This is a genomic window from Vibrio sp. Sgm 5, assembly GCF_026241575.1.
In the GTDB taxonomy this organism is placed as follows: Bacteria; Pseudomonadota; Gammaproteobacteria; order Enterobacterales; family Vibrionaceae; genus Vibrio; species Vibrio jasicida.
Window position 1 is genome coordinate 79,092 of the sequence record NZ_JAPHPY010000018.1, and the last position, 18,305, is coordinate 97,396.

Genomic DNA, 18,305 nt, shown 5'->3' on the forward strand with positions numbered 1-18,305 from the left:
GAGAATTTGAGGTTTAGATTATGAGTATTGGCAAAATCGTCAAAGTCATCGGTGCGGTGGTAGATGTCGAGTTCGAACAAGGTGAAGGCCCGAAAGTCTACGATGCACTGAAAGTAAACGATGGCAGCAACGGCTCACTGATGCTGGAAGTGCAGCAACAGTTGGGCGGCGGTGTGGTTCGCTGTATCGCAATGGGGTCTTCTGACGGCCTTAAACGTGGGCTGGAAGTCGAATCAACAGGCCATCCGATCACGGTTCCTGTTGGTGAAGAAACCCTAGGTCGTATCATGAACGTGTTGGGTCATCCAATCGATGAGTGTGGTCCTATTGGCGAGCAAGTGACCTACGAGATTCACCGTGAAGCACCGAGCTATGAAGAACAATCAAGTAGCACTGAGTTGCTCGAAACGGGTGTTAAAGTTATCGATTTGATTTGCCCGTTCGCGAAAGGCGGTAAAATCGGTCTGTTTGGTGGTGCAGGTGTTGGTAAGACTGTAAACATGATGGAGCTTATCAATAACATTGCAAAAGCTCACTCAGGTTTGTCGGTTTTTACCGGGGTTGGTGAGCGAACTCGTGAGGGTAATGACTTCTACTATGAAATGAAGGAAGCGGGTGTTCTGGACAAAGTAGCCATGGTTTACGGTCAGATGAACGAGCCACCGGGTAACCGTCTACGCGTTGCGCTAACAGGCTTGACCATCGCAGAGCGTTTTCGTGATGAAGGCCGTGACGTACTGTTGTTCGTGGATAATATTTACCGTTATACGTTGGCTGGTACAGAAGTTTCTGCATTGCTTGGTCGTATGCCATCTGCGGTAGGTTATCAACCGACACTCGCAGAAGAAATGGGTGTGCTTCAAGAGCGCATTACCTCAACCAAGAATGGGTCTATCACCTCTATCCAAGCGGTTTATGTGCCTGCGGATGACTTGACTGACCCGTCTCCTGCAACCACATTTGCGCACTTGGATGCGACGGTGGTACTTAACCGAAACATCGCGGCAATGGGCTTGTACCCAGCGATTGACCCGTTAGATTCGACGTCTCGTCAATTGGACCCATTAGTAGTAGGTCAAGAGCATTACGACATCGCTCGTGGTGTGCAGCAGACATTACAACGCTACAAAGAATTGAAAGACATCATCGCCATTTTAGGCATGGATGAACTGTCTGAAGACGACAAACAAGTGGTATCACGTGCTCGTAAGATTGAACGTTTCCTTACTCAGCCATACCACGTAGCAGAGGTATTTACTGGCGACCCAGGTGTTTACGTTTCTCTTGCCGATACAATTCGCGGCTTTAAGGGGTTGTTAGCGGGTGAATACGACGATATACCTGAGCAAGCGTTTATGTATTGCGGCAGCATTGATGAAGTGCTTGAAAAAGCGAACAAACTGTAAAGCGCGGGAGGCACTATGGCCATTGCGGTTACCCAAAGTACGTTTCAACTGAATGTGGTGAGTGCAGAAGGTACTCTCTACTCTGGTCCGGCCCATGCACTTGCCGTCGCTGGTGCGGATGGTGAACTCGGTATTCGTCCGGGCCATTCTCCATTGATCAGTAAAATCAAGCCAGGCGTTGCTCGCATTTCGGGGGATTTATCGAAACCAGAAGAGATCTTATACGTTTCTGGTGGGCTAGTTGAAGTTCAACCGGATGTCGTTACGCTGCTTGCTGACACCGCGTTACACGGTAAGGATATTGATAAAGCTAGGGCGGAAGAAGCCCGCAGAGCGGCGGAAGAAAATATTCGTGCGCACATGGACGACATCAGCTTTGCACAGGCACACATGGAGTTGAACAAGGCATTGGCACAACTTCGTGCAGTTGAACTGACGATGAGAATTCGTTAGCCAACACTTCGGAATGCGGTCTGAAGAGTGAGTACCCAAGTCAACTCGTCGTTCAGGAGGTTGACTTCATTGGGTCTAATTAAAGCGGGGCAACTTCGGTTCGCCCCGTTTTTTATGGAAAAAGGGAGGAGAGTGAATTGTTTGATGAGACAAAACGTATCAATATTGCAAACACTTTTATATAGCGAGGAAAGCATGCTGGCGTTAGAATCCATCACCCAAATTTTGAATATTGAGAATCAACATCAAATGAGCCAACAATTTATGCTTCGCGCGTTGGAAGTGTCTCGCAACGCGTTGCCTGCTTGTCAACCAAACCCACCTGTCGGCTGTGTACTCGTGAAAGACGGTCAGATTGTGTCAGAGGGGTACACTCAAGCGATTGGTGGTAACCATGCTGAAGTTGAAGCGTTAAAGGCTTATCAAGGTGACTTGAGCGAAGTAACGGCATATGTGACATTAGAGCCTTGTTCTTTTGTTGGGCGAACGCCAGCTTGTGCTGCGACACTCGTTAATTGTGGTATCCAGAAAGTTGTGGTTGCCATGTTAGACCCTGACCCTCGCAATGCAGGTCGTGGTATCGATATGCTCAAGGCTGGTGGTGTCGACGTCGAGGTCGGTTTGTGTGGCGAAGCGGCCAGCGCGTTTCTCACGCCGTATCTAGGAAAATCTTGAGCGGTTTTCAGAATTGTCTTCGTCAGTGGAGGGTCAAAACTGTCGAAAACATGCATAAACGCTCAAATCCAGTGCTTTGACTCGTTTCAGATCAGACTGTTAGCTAAAATAAAACTAACTCCCCGTTTTATGTTGGCGAAATGAAAAGTACTGATTTAAATCTCATCCCCATTTTTGTGGCAATCTATGAAGAGCAGAACCTATCTAAGGCTGCTGCTCGATTAGATATAAGCCAACCCGCTGTGAGCAAGGCCCTTGCACGCTTGCGTGATATCTATGATGAGCCGTTGTTCCACCGCAGTAATTCTGGCGTTGAGCCGACCAGTTTCGCGATGGATATTTATCCAGCCATGGTAGCAGCGCTAAAAAACTTCACTTCTACACTCTCCGCCTCAAGTAGTTTCGATCCTAAAGTTTCTAATCGTATTTTCTCGATCGCTTGTGTTTCGGTAGCCAGTTATGAGTTGATGCCACAATTAATGCGCCAGATTCGAGAGCATGCCCCAAAAATTACGCTCGAAGTTCACCCACTTTTTACTGAAGATTATGAGAGTGACCTGCGCCTACAGCGCTATGACTTGATCATTGATCTTCCGCCTCGCGGGCGCACCGTACTGAAAATGGAACCGATTTTTTCCGAGCGTTTGATGGTGGTATGCAATGCTGAGCACCCCAGAATTCAAGATACATGTACGGTGAAGCAATTTTTGGCAGAAGAGCACGTTGTGGTGTCTCGTTGGCATGCTAGAAACAGTTTGTTGACGGGAGAAGACATTGAAGACTTGGCGAGTCGCAATATTGTTTATCGCGCCGCAGGGGCAATGGAAATGTTGCCAGTGATCGATGGGAGTGAGTACATCGGAATGTTACCGTTTTCGACCATCAACCATTTTTCTAAAACCTATAATATCAAAGCGGTCCCGCTGCCATTTAGTGACAGTGAGCATGATCTTTGTGCAATTTGGCATTCGAGTCGTAGCAATGAAAGCGCCCACCAATGGTTAAGAACGCAAATCAAACAAGCGGGTAAAGCGATTCGATAACGAGGAGTAAGTATGAAGGCAATACGTGCCATTTTAAATGGTAAAAAAGCGGGTACTCCAGAGTTGCGCAACGAGATCTTCCGCATGCGGGAGCAGGGTGTAGATGTTCAAGTTCGCGTGACATGGGAATCTCAAGATATGGCGCGTTTGGTCCGAGAAGCGGTCAATGAAGGCGTTAAGCGTATTGTTGTGGCTGGTGGCGATGGCACTGTTAATGAAGCGGTAACGGCATTAAACCAAATCGAAGTAGATCGCCGGCCTGAGCTGGCGATTATCCCGATGGGAACCGCGAATGACTTTGCGACGGCGACGCAAATTCCCACGACGATTCGCGAATCATTAGCGCTGGCGATAAACGGTGATGCTGTGGCAGTCGATAGCGTAAAAGCCAATGATCGTTATTTTATGAATGTTGCCGCTGCAGGGTTTGGTGCAGAAATTACCGCAGAGACGCCCGTAGAGCTGAAGAACTTTCTTGGGGGCGGTGCGTACACATTGACGGGCTTGGTAAAAGCGCTCGGTTTTAAACCCTACGATGGTACGGTCACGATAAAACAAGGCAGCTATAATGGGGAAATCCTAGTTGGTGCATTCTGTAACAGTCGTTTGGCTGGCGGAGGGCAAGAGCTCGCCCCAAATGCATTCATTGACGACGGTGTTATGGACATCACTCTCGTTCACCCATTTCTGCCTCATGAATTGCCGCAAGTCATTCAGGAAATTCAAAATCCCACCGAACTAGGGCAATTCGTTAAACACACTCAGGCAAGTTGGTTGGAAATCGATTTTCCTAAGTTGTTGCCGCTCAACTTAGATGGTGAGCCTTACCGCTCGAGTAAAATTCGTTTTGATGTGCAAGCTAGAAGCATCAACTTGGTACTTCCACCGAATTGCCCTTGCTTATGTGTCGATTCATAATAAATTTAAACTTATACACAAAAGCCACCTAAGTGAGGTGGCTTTGTCGTTATTAGCGCGGAGAGCTTAGATTTTTTGGATAGTATCAACGTCGATTTGCATTGTTGTCCACTCTGAATCAACTTCACCACGAATCGCGACCTTATCTTGTGGTGATACGTCTTGGCCCATCCAATCTTCGTTGTCGATTTCAACTTGGATTTCGCCCGTCTCATCCTTAAACAAGTAAGTCTCGTCACCTAAGGCTTGGACAATGTTCCCCGTTAACAGAACAAAACTATCGTCAGCGGCATTCTGCGCTTCTTTGACGGTATTAATGGCTGATGTCGTTGGGCCAGTAAAAGCGGCCAACGCAGAGCCTGATAAAAGAACGAGTGTGGTAGCTAAGATCAGTTTCTTCATGCTAGAGGCTTCCTATATTAAAAGTAGTAGGTTGAACCTACGTTAATCGATGCTGTGTTTGCGTAGCTATCAAGTTGGTACTTCGCGTTTGCGCCGATGGTCAATTGAGGGAAGATTTTGTATTCCGCACCAACAGAGAAGACGGCACCCAACTCGTTATTCTTTTCTGTGCTGTGGAAAAGGGTTTTGCTCATTTCCACATCGTCATTTGAAACCAGTTCGTGCTCTTCGTACTTACCGGCTTTCGATTCGTATTGTGTGTAGCTCAGACCCGCTTTTACTTTGGTAGTCCATTTATCGTTTAATGCGTAGCTAAACACAGGAGCAAGCGTGATTTGTTTTGCCTTGATGGATGAATCCCATTCCATTTCGCGGTGGTAGTCTTTTCCATCAATGTTCTGGATGCCTAGGCTCTTTGAACGGCTATCTTCTAGTTCAAATTGGTTGTAACCCAGTTCTACTGCCCAAGAGTCGTTGATAGAGTAGCCAACAAAGCCACCAAAAATACCGTCTTCCAATTCAGGGTTTAGATTCACACCGTCAGCGTCAAAAGATGTCTCAAAATCGTGGTCAGTCGTGCCGAATCCATATTCCAAACCTACATAGGGCGCTGCTGCAACAGAGAAAGAGCTTGCCGCTAGGATTGTCAGGAGTGTTCTTGTCATTTTTGTTTTACCTCTTCGTTTTGATGAGAGGCATTGTGTGTGAAGAGTCGTGAAGTGATCGTGAAGAAAAGCCTAACGTTTGAAAATAAATAAAAAACTCCCCATGAAGGGGAGTCTCTCATCTACAAAGGCGTATTTAGTAAACCGTACACCACTCATTTTTCATGTCGATCAGGTGCCAGTTATCACGTTGGTTGGCCTCATCCATCGCTTTGTCTAAGTGCCCCACACTCGATTTACGGTCGTACTTCCACTCGCGATCTTCATCAGTGTGATGAACGATCATTGCCATAGAGTTTGGTTGGCTTGTTGCCCATTGCATCATTGCGTGGTCACCATCTGAGTTACCAATAGCGAGTACTGGTTTCTTACCAATGATTTGTTGAATATTTTCAACTTTGCCCGCTTTGTCATCAATGGTCAGGATCTCATCTAGCTTAGTGACGGTTGGCTTACCGTCGTTGTAGTCGTACTTGTATTTCAGTGCACTACCAATGATTTGTTGTTCTGGAATGCCGTAAACCTCTGGTGCCCAAACACGCATAAAGTCCACGCCACCGCCGGAAACAATGTAAGTTTTAAAGCCGTGTTCTTGCAGGTAGGTCACCATTTCACGCATCGGCTTATAAGTCAGCTCTGTGTAAGCTTTGCCAAAACGCGGATCTTTTGCGGCTTTCAACCACTCAGAAACTTTCTGTTGGTATTCTTCTACTGTCATGCCACTGTGGGTGACTTTTACGATCTCAAGTAGCGCTTTTTCACCACCCTTAAAGACGCTTTCGATGTCATCATTCAATACGGATTTGAACGGCTCTTTTGTCTTCCATTCTGGGTGGTCTTTTGCCATGAGTTTCACTTCGTCTAGCGCATAAGCCAGTTGGAAGTAGAATGGTTTTTCCGACCATAAGGTACCGTCATTGTCGAATACCGCGATACGGTCTTGTTCAGGAATGAACGTCGACTTGGTTGTATCCATCGATTGGTCAACATAGTTCACAATAGCCATTTTGCTGTCGCCATCTTTCCATGATGGTAATAAGTTTGGATCGCAGTCTAGTGCCATCGCAGAAAAAGATAAGCCAGATAAGACAGCTAGGGCGCAGATGTGTTTCTTGTTCATATTATTATTTACCTAAGTTTGTATGTATTGTTCGAGTACATTCGAGGTGAAATATCTACCCAAGTCACTTTCGCTGAACTTCGCATCTCGAGGTTACTTGGGTATAGAGAAGAACAACGCGGGTTTAGCCTCTTTCCCTAACCATAGACGTAATTACTTGTTAAGAACTCGCAAAGGGGCAGTAACGTCGCTTCTCATGCGTAATCGTGCTTAATCAGCATCTTTAGCAAGGCGAAGTCCCATGTCCGACATAATTATAGACTGGCTAGCGAAATCACGACGGAAATTCTCTGATTCATCAGAATCATAAGCAAAGCTGCCGACTCGCACGGACTTGTGTGCTAGGCCGGCTTTTTCATCTTTAGCGTTGTTTGGATTCTCGGTTGGGCCATAGCGGTAGAAAGTATCGTCATACGCGTCGATCACGAACTCACCAACGTTACCTGTCATGTCATACAGACCAAGTTCATTAGGTTGTTTTTGACCAACGGGATGAGCTTGGTTTTTGGAGTTGTCGGCATACCACGCCACATCAGCAATGTTGTTTGAACCTGCGTAAGTGAAACCTTGGCTCTTGTTACCCCCTTTTGCGGCAAACTCCCATTCCGCTTCTGTCGGCAAGCGGTAGCTTTCACCGGTCAGCTCGTTCAACTTCTCGATGAAGTAATTCGCCTGCTGCCAGCTCAAGTTGTTAACTGGGATGTCTGCACCTTGGAAGTAACTCATTGAAGAACCCATCACAGATTCAAACAACTCTTGAGTGACCTCGAATTTGGAAATATAGAAGCCATCTACGCTCACTTCGCGTGCAGGGGTTTCTGCCTTCTTGGCGGAGTCGCTGTCCGATCCCATGACAAATGAACCGCCCTCAACCAACACCATATCTTGATCAATGTTGAGCGTGATAGGGTGCGGTGATTGAGTCGCACAGCCACTCATTAATACGCTGAATGATAGAATAGAAAATGCGGTTAACGATTTGCTTTTAAATGATTTCATCAATAGTTTCTCGCCAAAAAAGTCATGATGAAGATTAGCAATAAACGCTATGAAAAAAGGTTATAAACGGTATAACAAGCCTCTTGTATTAATGAGATTTATGATTAGGTCATCAAGGTGAAAATGGCGTTGTTATGGTCGTATCATCTTAACTTTCATTACGCTAAAGGTGACTCATGCATATTACTCAAGGTCCTCAGTTCAATGGTAAAGCGTCTAAGCGTTTACATGTGATGGCAAAGCCAATTGGTGCGGCATGTAACATAGACTGTACGTACTGTTACTATCTCAGCAAGCAGGACTTACTTGAGTATAAAAAAGGCTGCACGCCAGTAATGGATGAAGCAACACTTGAAACTTACATTCGCCAATACATTGAAGGGCAAAACACACCAGAAATCATCTTCTCTTGGCAGGGTGGTGAACCAACGATGTTGGGTTTGGATTACTTCAAGAAAATTGTTGAGTTTCAAGCGAAGTACAAGCCTGAAGGTGTGATAATTTCCAACGATTTGCAAACCAACGGTACGTTGCTGAACGATGACTGGTGTGCATTTCTAAAAGCGAATAATTTTTTGGTCGGCTTGAGTATCGATGGACCAGAGATGTTACACAATGCTTACCGTACCAACCGAGCAGGGCGAGGCACGTTCAAGCAAGTGATGAACGCTGTGGAGCTTTTGCACGCTCATGAAGTAAAGTTCGCGACACTGACTTGTGTGAATAACCTAACGAGCCGTAACCCACTTGAAGTGTACCGATTCCTACGTGATGAAGTTCGCTCTCCTCAAATGCAGTTTATTCCCATCGTGGAACAAAAAACGTTCCGTACTACCGCACCTCAAACATGGGAGCCGCAAGAGCAGTTGAAACAAGGCGACAAGCGTCTTATTCCTGGTCACAAAGACTCGGTCGTTGAATCTTGGTGTGTCGCGGACGAGGCTTGGGGTAACTTCCTTATCGCTATTTTCGATGAGTGGGTACAAAACGACATTGGTAAAGTCTTCGTTCAATACTTTGAAGCGAGTGTCGAGGCGTGGATGGGTCGCAGAAACCCGCTTTGTACACTCGGTGAAATCTGCGGTAAAGGCTTGGCAATGGAACCAAACGGCGATGTTTTTGCTTGTGACCATTACGTTTACCCAGAATACAAGATTGGCAACATCCACCACGAAAAATTAGACACGTTGGCGTATGGTCCTGAGCAGCAAAAGTTTGGCTTTGCCAAGACTCGCTCGCTAACCAAGCAGTGCCAACAGTGTGATTACCAATTCGCTTGCTACGGCGAGTGTCCGAAAAACCGTTTCATTCGCACCAAAGACGGTGAACCTGGGTTGAACTACCTGTGTGCAGGTTGGAAAAAGTTCTTCTCTCATGCTGATAAGGCAATGGCATACATTCTTCGTGCAACGGGTAACCCTGTGGCACATGGCAAATACAGTGATGCCGTTTTACGCCAACAAGCGGCGAAGCGTCCTGTATTCGAAACCAAATTTTAAGGGATTGATATGACATTCTCAAAAACGTTATTAGCCATCGCTCTAGGCGTCACCGTAAGCCAATCTGTTGCCGCGCAGGATGAAACCTTGCTAGCACCGGACCAAGTTTCTTCTGCGAGCGTAACAAGTGCTGAGGAAACCCATTCAGCACAGATGTCGCCACAGCAAGTGGTTGCGAAGTGGTCTTATCAAGCTCAAGACGTGAAACAGCCAGTAGAAAAGCGCATTGAAGCGTTGCATGAGCTGGCGAAGTACCCAAGTCAAAACGCGCTAGTGGCGGTTGCACGCAGCCTTCAAGACCAAGACCCAGCGGTTCGTGAGGCCGCGATTGTGGGAGCAGAACCTTACACGATTGAACATCGCTGGCGCATGATTGAGCCACTGTTGAGTGATCCAGAGGCTATGGTCCGTATTACTGCTGCGACCAACTTAGTGCGTGACTTTTCTAACGTGAGCAGCGAGCAACAGCAAACGCTTGAAGCTCCGGTTGCTGAACTGATCAGCTACTTAGAGCACAAGAAAGACGACGGCTCCAAACTGTTGTTAGCGGATGTCTATCGTTGGCACCATGAATGGGATAAAGCGGATAAAATCTATCAAGCTTTGGTGACCAATCAGCCTGAAAATCCACAAATTTGGTTAAGCTTGGCCGACAACTACCGAGCGCAGCAACGCGATGCCGATGCGGTCAAGACGTTGGATTCTGCGATCAAACTTCATCCTGATAATGCGTCTTTGCATTACTCGAAAGCGCTGACGCTGGTGCGTTTGGATGAGAAGAAGAATGCAGCGACAGAAATCGAAAAAGCGGCCAACATGGCGAAAGATAACAGCTACTACTGGTATCTCAATGGCGTACTGCAAGAAGACTACAACCTAGACATATCGGTGAAGTCTTTTGAGCAAGCGTATTTGATTTCTGGTGCGCCGGAACAGCTTTATGCGGTTTGCGACATTTATGTTCGTTACGACAACCCGAAAACAGATGAGTGCTTGGGCGAACTAGAGAAAGTCGCACCAAGCTACGTGATTGATCAATTGAAAGAGAAGAAAGGGCAGAAGAACGCCAAAGTAAGTAGCTAAGACCATTCTGGCTCTTTTCTTAACCTTGTGCCGTTACATAACAGACTGAGAACGGCACATTGAGGCGATTGAACTCCTTGATCCAACGCCATTGGTTATCTTGGAGTTTATCGCCCGGACCTTTCACTTCTATCCATTCAAACTTCCCATCTTTAAATGCAATCAAATCCGGCATACCGTTTCGATAGAGTTTTAGGTCGCTTAACTGCACGTTAAACAGTTCGACCAACAGGGCATTAGGGATGTGTTCAAGAGCAAGGGATAACAACTCTTCGTTCACATATGCCCAACTGACGAAGGGATTACTGATACCAATTTTATCTCGGTATGTATTAAACAAAGCCTGTGTATTCCCTTGTTGAACTTGCTCAAGCGCATTGTCGATAAGCTGCTTTCTTTTATCGGCAAAATCGGCGTGATACAAATCCAATGGTTGATGTTGATAAGCGTTAATGAATGCACCTTCTATTGGCGCAAAATTCGCATCCCACAAGGTTAATCCTAACAAGCTGTTGAGTAAGGTATTTTCGGAATAGAAGACGGTCCAACCTAAACTTTCGAAATGCGCTTTGGTTGCCAGCTCCACACGTTGCTGGGATAGATCTAATTCGATGTGGTATTCGCTGCATTTTGGCTTGGTGGCTCTCGGGACTTTCAAGCCTTGTTTACGTTTAACGCGTTGTTCGAGCTTCTGTGCCACCTCAAACTCAGAGATATCAATAGGGTCAGCGAGCATATCCGTGACAATGTCACTAAATAAATCGTTTTGTTCTAGCTTGTCGTAGATGCGAGCACAACGCTCTCGGCTTGGCGCGAGTGTGGTCTTCTCAAACAGCGCAATTGCCATCTCAAGTTCGTTTATGCGTTCGTAATCTCGTGCAATGTCGTTAATCATGTGCTCACGTTTACGGTCGACGTAGCGATGTTCAACCTTTTCTGGCATCGCTTCGATAAGAATATCGAGATTCGCTTTTTGTTTTCTGTCGCATTGCCAATAAAGGTTGGAGAGTTGGCTGAGTTCAATAAGCCGATCGAATTGCCCTCTACTCTCGAAGAATCGACGCGCTTTACTTAACTGGTATTGTTCGAATTGGTGTAAACCTAAATCGTCGAGCACGAACTGGCTGAGGTCTTGATGGGTATTAGCAAAAAACAGCGTCAGCAAAACATCAATCATCTGTGCGGAGTTAAGCTTAATCACCGTGAAATCCAGAGCCTCAAATAGCTCGAAACGTTCTTCACTCAGGCATGCCACTAATGCCTCTTTCTTGAGGGATTTAGGATACTCAGGATAGAGCGTGACGATCTCTGGCTTGGTCAGTAGATTCGCCGCTAATTCTTGCGTCGTTAGGTCAGGGGATAGCGAGACAAAATCATGACCAGCCAATTCACCCAAAGCCGACTCGATATTCTCGATTTCTTGATAGTTGAGTTTGTCGCTACGAAACCAACAGCCGTTGCGACTGTACAAGCGTACGAGAAGACATTGAGCGGGTTTGGATAAGCTTTCAAAAACTGATAACCACAGATGCTCTTCTGAAGTGAGCAAATCACAGTACCACTCGGTGGCGTGCTGCGTGAGTTTAAAGAAGTTATTGAGATAGTAATCTGGGGCGAGTTCGACCGTGTTTTCCATAACCAACTAACAATAAAAAAGGCTTAACCCATAGGTTAAGCCTTTTTCGAATCAATTTCTGCAGATCTATTAGATAAATAGAGCTGGACTGGCGATTAAGCGTTTTTCAGTTGTGCTACTTTTGCTTCAGTCAGTGGCTTAGTGATGAACGCTAGTACGATACATACCGCCATCATTGCTGCTGATACTGTGTAAGCCAGTGTGTAGCCTTCGCCATTTGTCATCGAGAAGCCAACAACAGCAGCACCGATTGCACCACCGATACCCCATGCTGTGTATAGCACGCCGTAGTTAGTGCCGTAGTTCTTCAGACCATAGAATTCAGCCGTTAGAGTAGGGAATACTGCTAGAAGCGTACCGTAACCTACTGCCGCGATTGCTGTACCGATGATCAGCGTGAACTCAGTCTTGAACGTTGCGAACAGAACCATGTTGATGCCCTGTAGAACGAACGCTAGAAGAAGAGTGCGTACGCCGCCGATCTTGTCTGCAAGCATACCTGCTGCTACACGACCGCCTGAGTTAAATACCGCAAGGATAGACGCTAGGTAAACTGCGTTTGGTAGGTTCGCTTGAACACTTGCGATAGTAGTGATGTTACCGATGATCATTAGACCAACAGAAGCTGCGAACGCGTACATGATCCATAGAGAGTAGAACTGTGGCGTTTTAAGCATTGCTTTCCACGTTAGGTCGTCAGACTTCTTAACAACCTTCGGTGCTTGACCTTCTTTTACTTTAGGCTCTGCTGGCGTGTAATCCGCTGGTGGGTTGTTGATTGTTGCTGCTAGAGGAACAGCGATAGCAAGGATACCAAAACCAAGAACTAGGAAGCTTGTTTGAATGCCCATGCTGTCGATCAGCGCAGAAGTCACAGGAGCTAGGTAGATAGCTGCTAGACCGAAACCTGCTGCGATGATGCCGTTAACCATACCTTTCTTAGATGCGTGGAACCACTTCATTGCTGAAGGAGAAAGACACGCGTAACCAAAACCGATACCTGCGCCAGTGATCACACCGAAAGTGATGTTCAGCATTAGAGGCGAGTTAACAAAACCAGACGCAATCATGCCTAAACCTGTAAGAACAGTACCTAGGATAAGGATCAAACGTGGGCCCATACGGTCTTGAAGAATACCTGCAACAAGAAGACAGATAGAGAAAGTAATAGTTGCAGTCGCGTAAGGTGCAGATGCTTCTGCTGCGCTCCAGCCTGACTCTGTCACTAGTGCTTTGTTGAATACACTCCAAGCATACAGGATGCCAAGACAAAGGTTGATACAGAATCCTGCTAACAGGATGCGCATAGCTTTATCAATCTTGCTCATTTTTGTTCTCAGTAATACCCCTAGGCAAATACCAAAGAGGGGTCGGTTTAAAGATAAGGTTTGCTCAAAATAAGTTTGCGTTTTTCAACGCATAACGTAATGAGCGCGGATTATAACCAATAAATGTGTGATTGGAATCTCTTTTTACCCCTGTCACTAAAAATAATTTGAAGCATTAAAAATGTTTGTAATGGGATGGTTTTATATATGAAGAAAATGTTGATCTAACGTAAAGAATCGCTGGTTTGGTAGTGAGATCCTAAGTGAAACAAGGTGGATAGCGTGAAGCTGAGTGTTTGGCTCACAGTTTAAGCAAAAAGTTTCAAAATATTTTAGTGTTAATGTTCTGTAACAAAAGTGGGCAAAATAGAGACTGTTTTCTGTAAGTGCAGGAACTAAAGGGTTTATAAATTAGAGAATGTTAACTGCTTGTAATAACTTAATTCGGAAGGATGCAGTGAACATAAATTGAACAAAAATTGTGCTTGTAATTGCTAAATAGATAAGCAAAATAGGGCGCAAAATGAGTTTTCATTAATGAAAGGATGCTTTTCTCTACTTGTAGTGAGGTGACTTATGAAATTGTTCCTATTACTTATGGCTTCTGTTTCTGCAGGTGTTGCATCAGCAGATCACATCCATTCATTCATGCTAGGTTTGTCTATTGCATCACTTGCCGTTGGCAGTTGCTACTTCTTCGCATTCCGTAGCTCCCGCTTCCCACAGCTTGCTTTGTTCCTATTGATCTGTGGCATGTTGTCTAAGCTGACGATTACCGTAGTTGGTGTAATGTGGGGGATGTCAGCTGAGTTGATTACTTCTCCAATCGTGTTTGCTTTGTCTTACTTGTTCTTCTCGTTAGCGGTAACCTACTTGTGGTTCAGCTACCGTCAAAGCATTACTAAGATTCCAGAGCGCTTTAGAGCCGCGACAGCGTAAAACCGTTTACGAATATAAAACGCCAGCATTCATTGCTGGCGTTTTACTTTGTGCCGTTAAAGCGTCACAGTCAGTGGCGGTTCTGGCACTTCTAAGAAGCATGCTATCACTCGATACAATTCGCCTTCTGCGACGGTAATCTTGCCGTCAGACTCAATAGCCAAACGACACGCCTTAACAAACTGGCGTCGTTGAAGTGGCTTAAGTTGCAGCAACAACTCCAGTGCTGCGCGACTTAAGCGCCAGTCGTTATTTGGTTCTACTAGCGTGGTTTCTGCAAACCCTAGCGATTTGAGCGAAGCGTTGAATGCTCGCTGCGCGCCTTCGTGCTCTGAATGGGTGACCCATGCCAATTCACGTAGTAACCAGTAAATGCTTTCTTTGAGTTGCTTAAAGGTTTTGTTCTGGCGAGTAGAACCAAATGGCGCAATAAGCTGCTTTTCTAACAAGTTAATGACGCACCATTCACCTAGTGAGTAATGATTATCGGTTTGAGACAATTCACGCAACACTTGGCAAAGTCTACTTTTCTGACCTTCACTTATCGATTTAAGCGCAGGGAGAGCGAGCTCTAGTAGAGGAAGCCTCAAATGTAGGGGCAAATCGTAATCCAGCCACGGTAACAGCTTTGCGTGCGAGACCATTGGAATATGACCTTTAATCATCTCACGTTGCACATCACTACCATCAAAGATCAGAAGCAATGCAATAAAGCGCGAACTGTAGGGTTCACGCGCAATGTCTACCAAGTCTTGGGGCAATTGGCTGATAAGCAGTTTACCCGTTTCACTTAGCTCTGAAGAAGTTTGTGTTTCAACTTGAGTTTCAAGGTGCGTATAACCAAAGTCGGCATCGGACGAAAACCCACTGACTTGTTCATTTCCAAACGCTGAAGCGTGGTTCTGACTTCTGTGTAAAAAGCTGCCGTCCCAGTTAGGTTCGATGCGACGGATTCGCTCTTCCAGAGGTGGGTGAGTAGCGAAGAAGCCGGTGAAGCCAGACAAACTGCTTTGCCCAAACATCATGTGGCTCATTTGGCTGCTCGCTTGTGCATTTAAGCTAGATCCAGATGCGTGACCGCCAATCTTCTTTAGAGCACCTGAAATGCCTTGGTCATTACGAGTAAACTGAACCGCACTCGCGTCCGCTAAGAACTCACGTTGTCGTGAAATAGCTGCTTTGATCATTGAGCCAAATAAAGTACCAACCCAACCAAGCACTAAACATACAATCGCGACAAACATGATGACAGCAAAGCCTTTATCAGAATCGGAGGAGCTTCTTGATGAGCGGCTAGTGTTGTGTGTATTGTCGAGAACCAAGTGACCCAAATGCGCAATACAAGTAATGCCGAACAAGACGCCTATTAAGCGTGTATTCAATCGCATATCGCCATTTAACACATGGCTGAATTCGTGAGCAATGACGCCTTGCAGCTCATCTCGGGAAAAGCTGTCAAGCGCGCCTTGTGTAACACCAATGACGGCATCATCAATACTCATGCCTGCGGCAAATGCGTTGATACCTCGCTCTTCCTGCATTACATAAACAGGAGGGACGGGAATACCAGATGCAATTGCCATCTCCTCAACCACATTAAGTAATTGACGGTGTTTTGTGTCAGTTGTATTCGAGGAAATGAGCTTACCCCCAATACTTTCGGCAACGCCGCGTCCGCCATTAGAAGAAAGCTCAGATAAGCGGAACATCGAACTGATTGCGACAATCAGGGCTACGCCCCCAAAGCATAGCAAGGTGTAGGTGATAGCGGTTCGTTGATCAAACGGCTCACCAGTGACCCCGTAATAAATGGCAATCGACAGTACGCTGACCAAACCAGTGATGATTAATACTGCTAAGGAAAACAGAAACACCAAAAGCCCGGTACGTTGACGTGCGGTATCTTGATGGTCAAAGAAATCCATTAGAACTCAACCTTTGGCGCTTCTTGGATTGCTTCGCTGTCTGCAAACTCCAGCAGCTTACCGTCTTGGAAGCCAAACATATTGGCAAAAAGAACGGGTGGGAAAGTCTGTTTGTAAGTGTTATAGCTGGTAACTGCATCATTGAAAGCTTGGCGAGCAAAAGCGACCTTATTCTCTGTGCTGGTCAGCTCTTCTTGCAACTGGGTCATGGTTTCGTTGGCTTTCAGTTCTGGGTACGCTTCTACAACCACATTTAACTTGCCTAATGCATTTTGTAACATGCCTTCTGCTTGTGCTAATTGGCTAATGGCTGCGTCGCTGTCTGGTGCGTTACTGGCTGCTTTCAAACCGGATATTGCTTGGTTTCGAGCTTGAATCACTCGCTCAAACGTTTCTTTCTCATGCTCCATGTAGCCCTTTGCTGTACTAACAAGGTTTGGGATCAGGTCGTAGCGACGCTTTAACTGAACCTCAATTTGAGCAAAGCTGTTTTTAAAGCGGTTACGTAGCGTCACTAGCTTGTTGTAAATGCTGACCGCAAACACCGCGATAAGCAAAATGATGACGATAAAAACAATAAGTGAAGTCATAGTAAGTTCCATTTTTTGAATGTATTGGAACGTTATATAAGTAGCTGAGATATTAAGCAAATTAGTCTGGCTTATAATGTGCTGTGTTTTGTAAATAAGAGACACATTGCGTATTCAATGGGAGTGTCAGAGGGAGGAAAAGTGTTGACGAGGTGTGTTGAATCGATGCAAAAAGGCTCGACATAAAAGCCGAGCCTTTGTTAATCGCTGTTATACAGTCGGTGCTTATGCCGTCATTGGTACAAGAACCATCGTACCGATGATAACCGTAAGCAGACCAGCTAGAACTGGTACTGATGTACGTTTCACCACTTCGAATGGGCTGATGTTTGCCATACCAGAAGTCGCAACGATTACACCAGATACTGGCGAGATAGTACGACCTAAGTTAGATGCTTGTAACATTGGAATGATTAGGAACGCAGGGTTAAGACCCATCTTCGCAGCCAGTGAAGGAGCAAGCTCTACGAACGCGTAGAATGGAGCGTTACCAGAACCCGTCGCAATCGCAGCGGCAACAGTTAGACCCGTTAGGATAAGCATGAGCGCAATGCCGCCCGCACCCGCGTTGTCTGCAAGGTGTAGTAGGTTATCGATAGCGCCAATAGACATTAGACCTTGTGCGAATACGCCCGCCGCAACCAAAAGCATGACTACACCTTTGAACGCGTCTGCCATACCGGCATAGCATGAATCGAGATCTTCAAGTGACTTCTTACCGTCGAACTTGTTCACCACATAGTGAATCACTGCACCCAAGAAGATAGAACCTACCACGATAGTGTAGATGTCTAGAGTCAGTCCAGGAATCGTACGACCGTTGAATAGGAATACACCGATGATTGGAAGGAAAGGAAGAACTGCGTAGAACGCTGGCGCATCAGCTTTGATTTCTGATACGTCAATTTTTTCCATTGGTGTGTTGTCTTTCTTATCTAGGTATTTATTCCAGAAGAAAGCTGCTGCAGCCATTACGATGATTGCACAAATAGACACAGGCAGTACGGTTTGAACCGCGAACACGTCAAGCGCTAGGCCTGATTTTTCTGCAGCGATGACCACGTCCCCAGATGTTGGTGAAAGAATGATTGCCGCAGGTGAAGCACATACTGCAACCGCTGCTGGGCGAGAGATACCCATAGCCGTCATCATCGGGAACAGGGTTGCCATCAACAAAACGCCTAGGCCAGTTGCTGAACTCACTGCAAGAGACATCAAACATGCCACGATGTAAGCCGCTACCAAAAGGACGTAAGGAGACTTGATAACAGAAAGCGGTTTAGAGAACTGTTTTACTACAACATTGTTTGCGCCGATGTGTGTCATGTAAGACGCAAAACCACAAAGTAGCATGATTTGCATACCTAGGCCGCCACCACGGTATTGAAGCATGTATTTTACGTACTCTAGTGAGTCCGTCACCATATTACCCGTTGAGGTTATTTTTGATGGCAGAACGTCATGGCCAAGCAGACCTGTCATAAGAAGCAAACTGATACCTGCGGTTAATAACACGCCAGCGGCTTTGTAGCCTTTGACAATGAAATGGCTTTGTTGCTTAATTCGGTTGGAAGACATGGCAGCCCAAAGTTGTTCAGTTATTAAGCAATATACTGAGTTTCAG

General features: G+C 45.9%; 17 protein-coding genes. 8 read left to right on the forward strand and 9 right to left on the reverse strand.

Annotated elements, in window-relative coordinates; all coding sequences use genetic code 11:
- The first annotated feature begins 20 nt into the window (after window positions 1-20).
- From atpD to yegS, 5 genes are all read left to right on the forward strand, one after another.
- Window positions 21-1,406: a F0F1 ATP synthase subunit beta gene (gene atpD / locus OQJ86_RS12065; RefSeq protein ID WP_265987902.1), complete on the forward strand. Its 1,386-nt coding sequence runs from the start codon at window positions 21-23 to the stop codon at window positions 1,404-1,406.
- Between the two features lie 15 nt (window positions 1,407-1,421).
- Entirely contained in the window at window positions 1,422-1,859 is a 438-nt protein-coding gene (locus OQJ86_RS12070) for a F0F1 ATP synthase subunit epsilon (RefSeq protein ID WP_042602447.1), read from the forward strand.
- Window positions 1,860-2,108: 249 nt separating this feature from the next.
- The gene (locus OQJ86_RS12075) at window positions 2,109-2,534 is read left to right on the forward strand and encodes a bifunctional diaminohydroxyphosphoribosylaminopyrimidine deaminase/5-amino-6-(5-phosphoribosylamino)uracil reductase RibD (RefSeq protein WP_039976909.1); all 426 of its coding nucleotides are present in this window, start codon (window positions 2,109-2,111) and stop codon (window positions 2,532-2,534) included.
- Between the two features lie 140 nt (window positions 2,535-2,674).
- Window positions 2,675-3,577 (forward strand): LysR family transcriptional regulator, encoded by a 903-nt coding sequence (locus tag OQJ86_RS12080; RefSeq protein WP_038867898.1) that lies wholly within the window; start codon window positions 2,675-2,677, stop codon window positions 3,575-3,577.
- A gap of 12 nt (window positions 3,578-3,589) precedes the next feature.
- Window positions 3,590-4,495, forward strand: coding sequence for a lipid kinase YegS (gene yegS / locus OQJ86_RS12085; RefSeq protein WP_042606045.1), 906 nt, complete (start codon window positions 3,590-3,592; stop codon window positions 4,493-4,495).
- A gap of 66 nt (window positions 4,496-4,561) precedes the next feature.
- Here yegS and OQJ86_RS12090 read toward each other — a convergent pair whose 3' ends face one another.
- From OQJ86_RS12090 to OQJ86_RS12105, 4 genes are all read right to left on the reverse strand, one after another.
- Complete coding sequence (locus OQJ86_RS12090) at window positions 4,562-4,897, reverse strand: YgiW/YdeI family stress tolerance OB fold protein (RefSeq protein WP_265987903.1); 336 nt, start codon at window positions 4,895-4,897, stop codon at window positions 4,562-4,564.
- A 17-nt stretch (window positions 4,898-4,914) separates the two neighbouring features.
- On the reverse strand, window positions 4,915-5,562 hold the full coding sequence (locus tag OQJ86_RS12095; RefSeq protein ID WP_265987904.1) for an AcfA family outer membrane beta-barrel protein: 648 nt from the start codon (window positions 5,560-5,562) through the stop codon (window positions 4,915-4,917).
- A 136-nt stretch (window positions 5,563-5,698) separates the two neighbouring features.
- A complete protein-coding gene (locus OQJ86_RS12100; protein WP_063344190.1) occupies window positions 5,699-6,682 on the reverse strand; it encodes an HAD family hydrolase in 984 nt (327 codons plus the stop codon).
- A gap of 210 nt (window positions 6,683-6,892) precedes the next feature.
- Complete coding sequence (locus OQJ86_RS12105) at window positions 6,893-7,681, reverse strand: formylglycine-generating enzyme family protein (RefSeq protein ID WP_265987905.1); 789 nt, start codon at window positions 7,679-7,681, stop codon at window positions 6,893-6,895.
- 176 nt (window positions 7,682-7,857) lie between these two features.
- On the opposite strand from OQJ86_RS12105, the gene OQJ86_RS12110 reads away from it, so the two are divergent.
- Window positions 7,858-9,180: an anaerobic sulfatase maturase gene (locus OQJ86_RS12110; protein WP_039976899.1), complete on the forward strand. Its 1,323-nt coding sequence runs from the start codon at window positions 7,858-7,860 to the stop codon at window positions 9,178-9,180.
- Window positions 9,181-9,189: 9 nt separating this feature from the next.
- Window positions 9,190-10,263 carry a tetratricopeptide repeat protein gene (locus OQJ86_RS12115; RefSeq protein ID WP_265987906.1) on the forward strand — a complete coding sequence of 358 codons (1,074 nt, stop codon included), beginning with the start codon at window positions 9,190-9,192 and terminating at the stop codon, window positions 10,261-10,263.
- Between the two features lie 19 nt (window positions 10,264-10,282).
- Here OQJ86_RS12115 and OQJ86_RS12120 read toward each other — a convergent pair whose 3' ends face one another.
- Together OQJ86_RS12120 and OQJ86_RS12125 are read right to left on the reverse strand one after the other, a co-directional pair.
- On the reverse strand, window positions 10,283-11,899 hold the full coding sequence (locus OQJ86_RS12120) for a VRR-NUC domain-containing protein (protein WP_265987907.1): 1,617 nt from the start codon (window positions 11,897-11,899) through the stop codon (window positions 10,283-10,285).
- Between the two features lie 95 nt (window positions 11,900-11,994).
- Complete coding sequence (locus OQJ86_RS12125) at window positions 11,995-13,227, reverse strand: OFA family MFS transporter (protein ID WP_265987909.1); 1,233 nt, start codon at window positions 13,225-13,227, stop codon at window positions 11,995-11,997.
- Between the two features lie 576 nt (window positions 13,228-13,803).
- Here OQJ86_RS12125 and OQJ86_RS12130 point away from each other — a divergent pair.
- A complete protein-coding gene (locus OQJ86_RS12130; protein WP_186175441.1) occupies window positions 13,804-14,166 on the forward strand; it encodes an NADH:ubiquinone oxidoreductase in 363 nt (120 codons plus the stop codon).
- A gap of 56 nt (window positions 14,167-14,222) precedes the next feature.
- Here OQJ86_RS12130 and OQJ86_RS12135 read toward each other — a convergent pair whose 3' ends face one another.
- From OQJ86_RS12135 to dcuC, 3 genes are all read right to left on the reverse strand, one after another.
- On the reverse strand, window positions 14,223-16,091 hold the full coding sequence (locus OQJ86_RS12135) for a M48 family metallopeptidase (protein ID WP_265987910.1): 1,869 nt from the start codon (window positions 16,089-16,091) through the stop codon (window positions 14,223-14,225).
- The gene (locus tag OQJ86_RS12140) at window positions 16,091-16,681 is read right to left on the reverse strand and encodes a LemA family protein (protein ID WP_029789887.1); all 591 of its coding nucleotides are present in this window, start codon (window positions 16,679-16,681) and stop codon (window positions 16,091-16,093) included. The genes OQJ86_RS12135 and OQJ86_RS12140 overlap by 1 nt, the downstream gene beginning before the upstream one ends.
- A 225-nt stretch (window positions 16,682-16,906) precedes the next feature.
- Window positions 16,907-18,259, reverse strand: coding sequence for an anaerobic C4-dicarboxylate transporter DcuC (dcuC, locus tag OQJ86_RS12145; protein WP_265987911.1), 1,353 nt, complete (start codon window positions 18,257-18,259; stop codon window positions 16,907-16,909).
- Between the last annotated feature and the right edge of the window lie 46 nt (window positions 18,260-18,305).

Bases quoted from the DNA above. Each gene is read 5' to 3' on its own strand.
- OQJ86_RS12090 (WP_265987903.1), bottom strand. From the start codon at position 4,897: ATGAAGAAACTGATCTTAGCTACCACACTCGTTCTTTTATCAGGCTCT.
- atpD (WP_265987902.1), top strand. From the start codon at position 21: ATGAGTATTGGCAAAATCGTCAAAGTCATCGGTGCGGTGGTAGATGTC.
- OQJ86_RS12070 (WP_042602447.1), top strand. From the start codon at position 1,422: ATGGCCATTGCGGTTACCCAAAGTACGTTTCAACTGAATGTGGTGAGT.
- OQJ86_RS12080 (WP_038867898.1), top strand. From the start codon at position 2,675: ATGAAAAGTACTGATTTAAATCTCATCCCCATTTTTGTGGCAATCTAT.
- OQJ86_RS12115 (WP_265987906.1), top strand. From the start codon at position 9,190: ATGACATTCTCAAAAACGTTATTAGCCATCGCTCTAGGCGTCACCGTA.
- OQJ86_RS12120 (WP_265987907.1), bottom strand. From the start codon at position 11,899: ATGGAAAACACGGTCGAACTCGCCCCAGATTACTATCTCAATAACTTC.
- yegS (WP_042606045.1), top strand. From the start codon at position 3,590: ATGAAGGCAATACGTGCCATTTTAAATGGTAAAAAAGCGGGTACTCCA.
- OQJ86_RS12130 (WP_186175441.1), top strand. From the start codon at position 13,804: ATGAAATTGTTCCTATTACTTATGGCTTCTGTTTCTGCAGGTGTTGCA.
- OQJ86_RS12125 (WP_265987909.1), bottom strand. From the start codon at position 13,227: ATGAGCAAGATTGATAAAGCTATGCGCATCCTGTTAGCAGGATTCTGT.
- OQJ86_RS12105 (WP_265987905.1), bottom strand. From the start codon at position 7,681: ATGAAATCATTTAAAAGCAAATCGTTAACCGCATTTTCTATTCTATCA.
- OQJ86_RS12100 (WP_063344190.1), bottom strand. From the start codon at position 6,682: ATGAACAAGAAACACATCTGCGCCCTAGCTGTCTTATCTGGCTTATCT.
- OQJ86_RS12135 (WP_265987910.1), bottom strand. From the start codon at position 16,091: ATGGATTTCTTTGACCATCAAGATACCGCACGTCAACGTACCGGGCTT.
- OQJ86_RS12075 (WP_039976909.1), top strand. From the start codon at position 2,109: ATGAGCCAACAATTTATGCTTCGCGCGTTGGAAGTGTCTCGCAACGCG.
- dcuC (WP_265987911.1), bottom strand. From the start codon at position 18,259: ATGTCTTCCAACCGAATTAAGCAACAAAGCCATTTCATTGTCAAAGGC.
- OQJ86_RS12140 (WP_029789887.1), bottom strand. From the start codon at position 16,681: ATGACTTCACTTATTGTTTTTATCGTCATCATTTTGCTTATCGCGGTG.
- OQJ86_RS12110 (WP_039976899.1), top strand. From the start codon at position 7,858: ATGCATATTACTCAAGGTCCTCAGTTCAATGGTAAAGCGTCTAAGCGT.
- OQJ86_RS12095 (WP_265987904.1), bottom strand. From the start codon at position 5,562: ATGACAAGAACACTCCTGACAATCCTAGCGGCAAGCTCTTTCTCTGTT.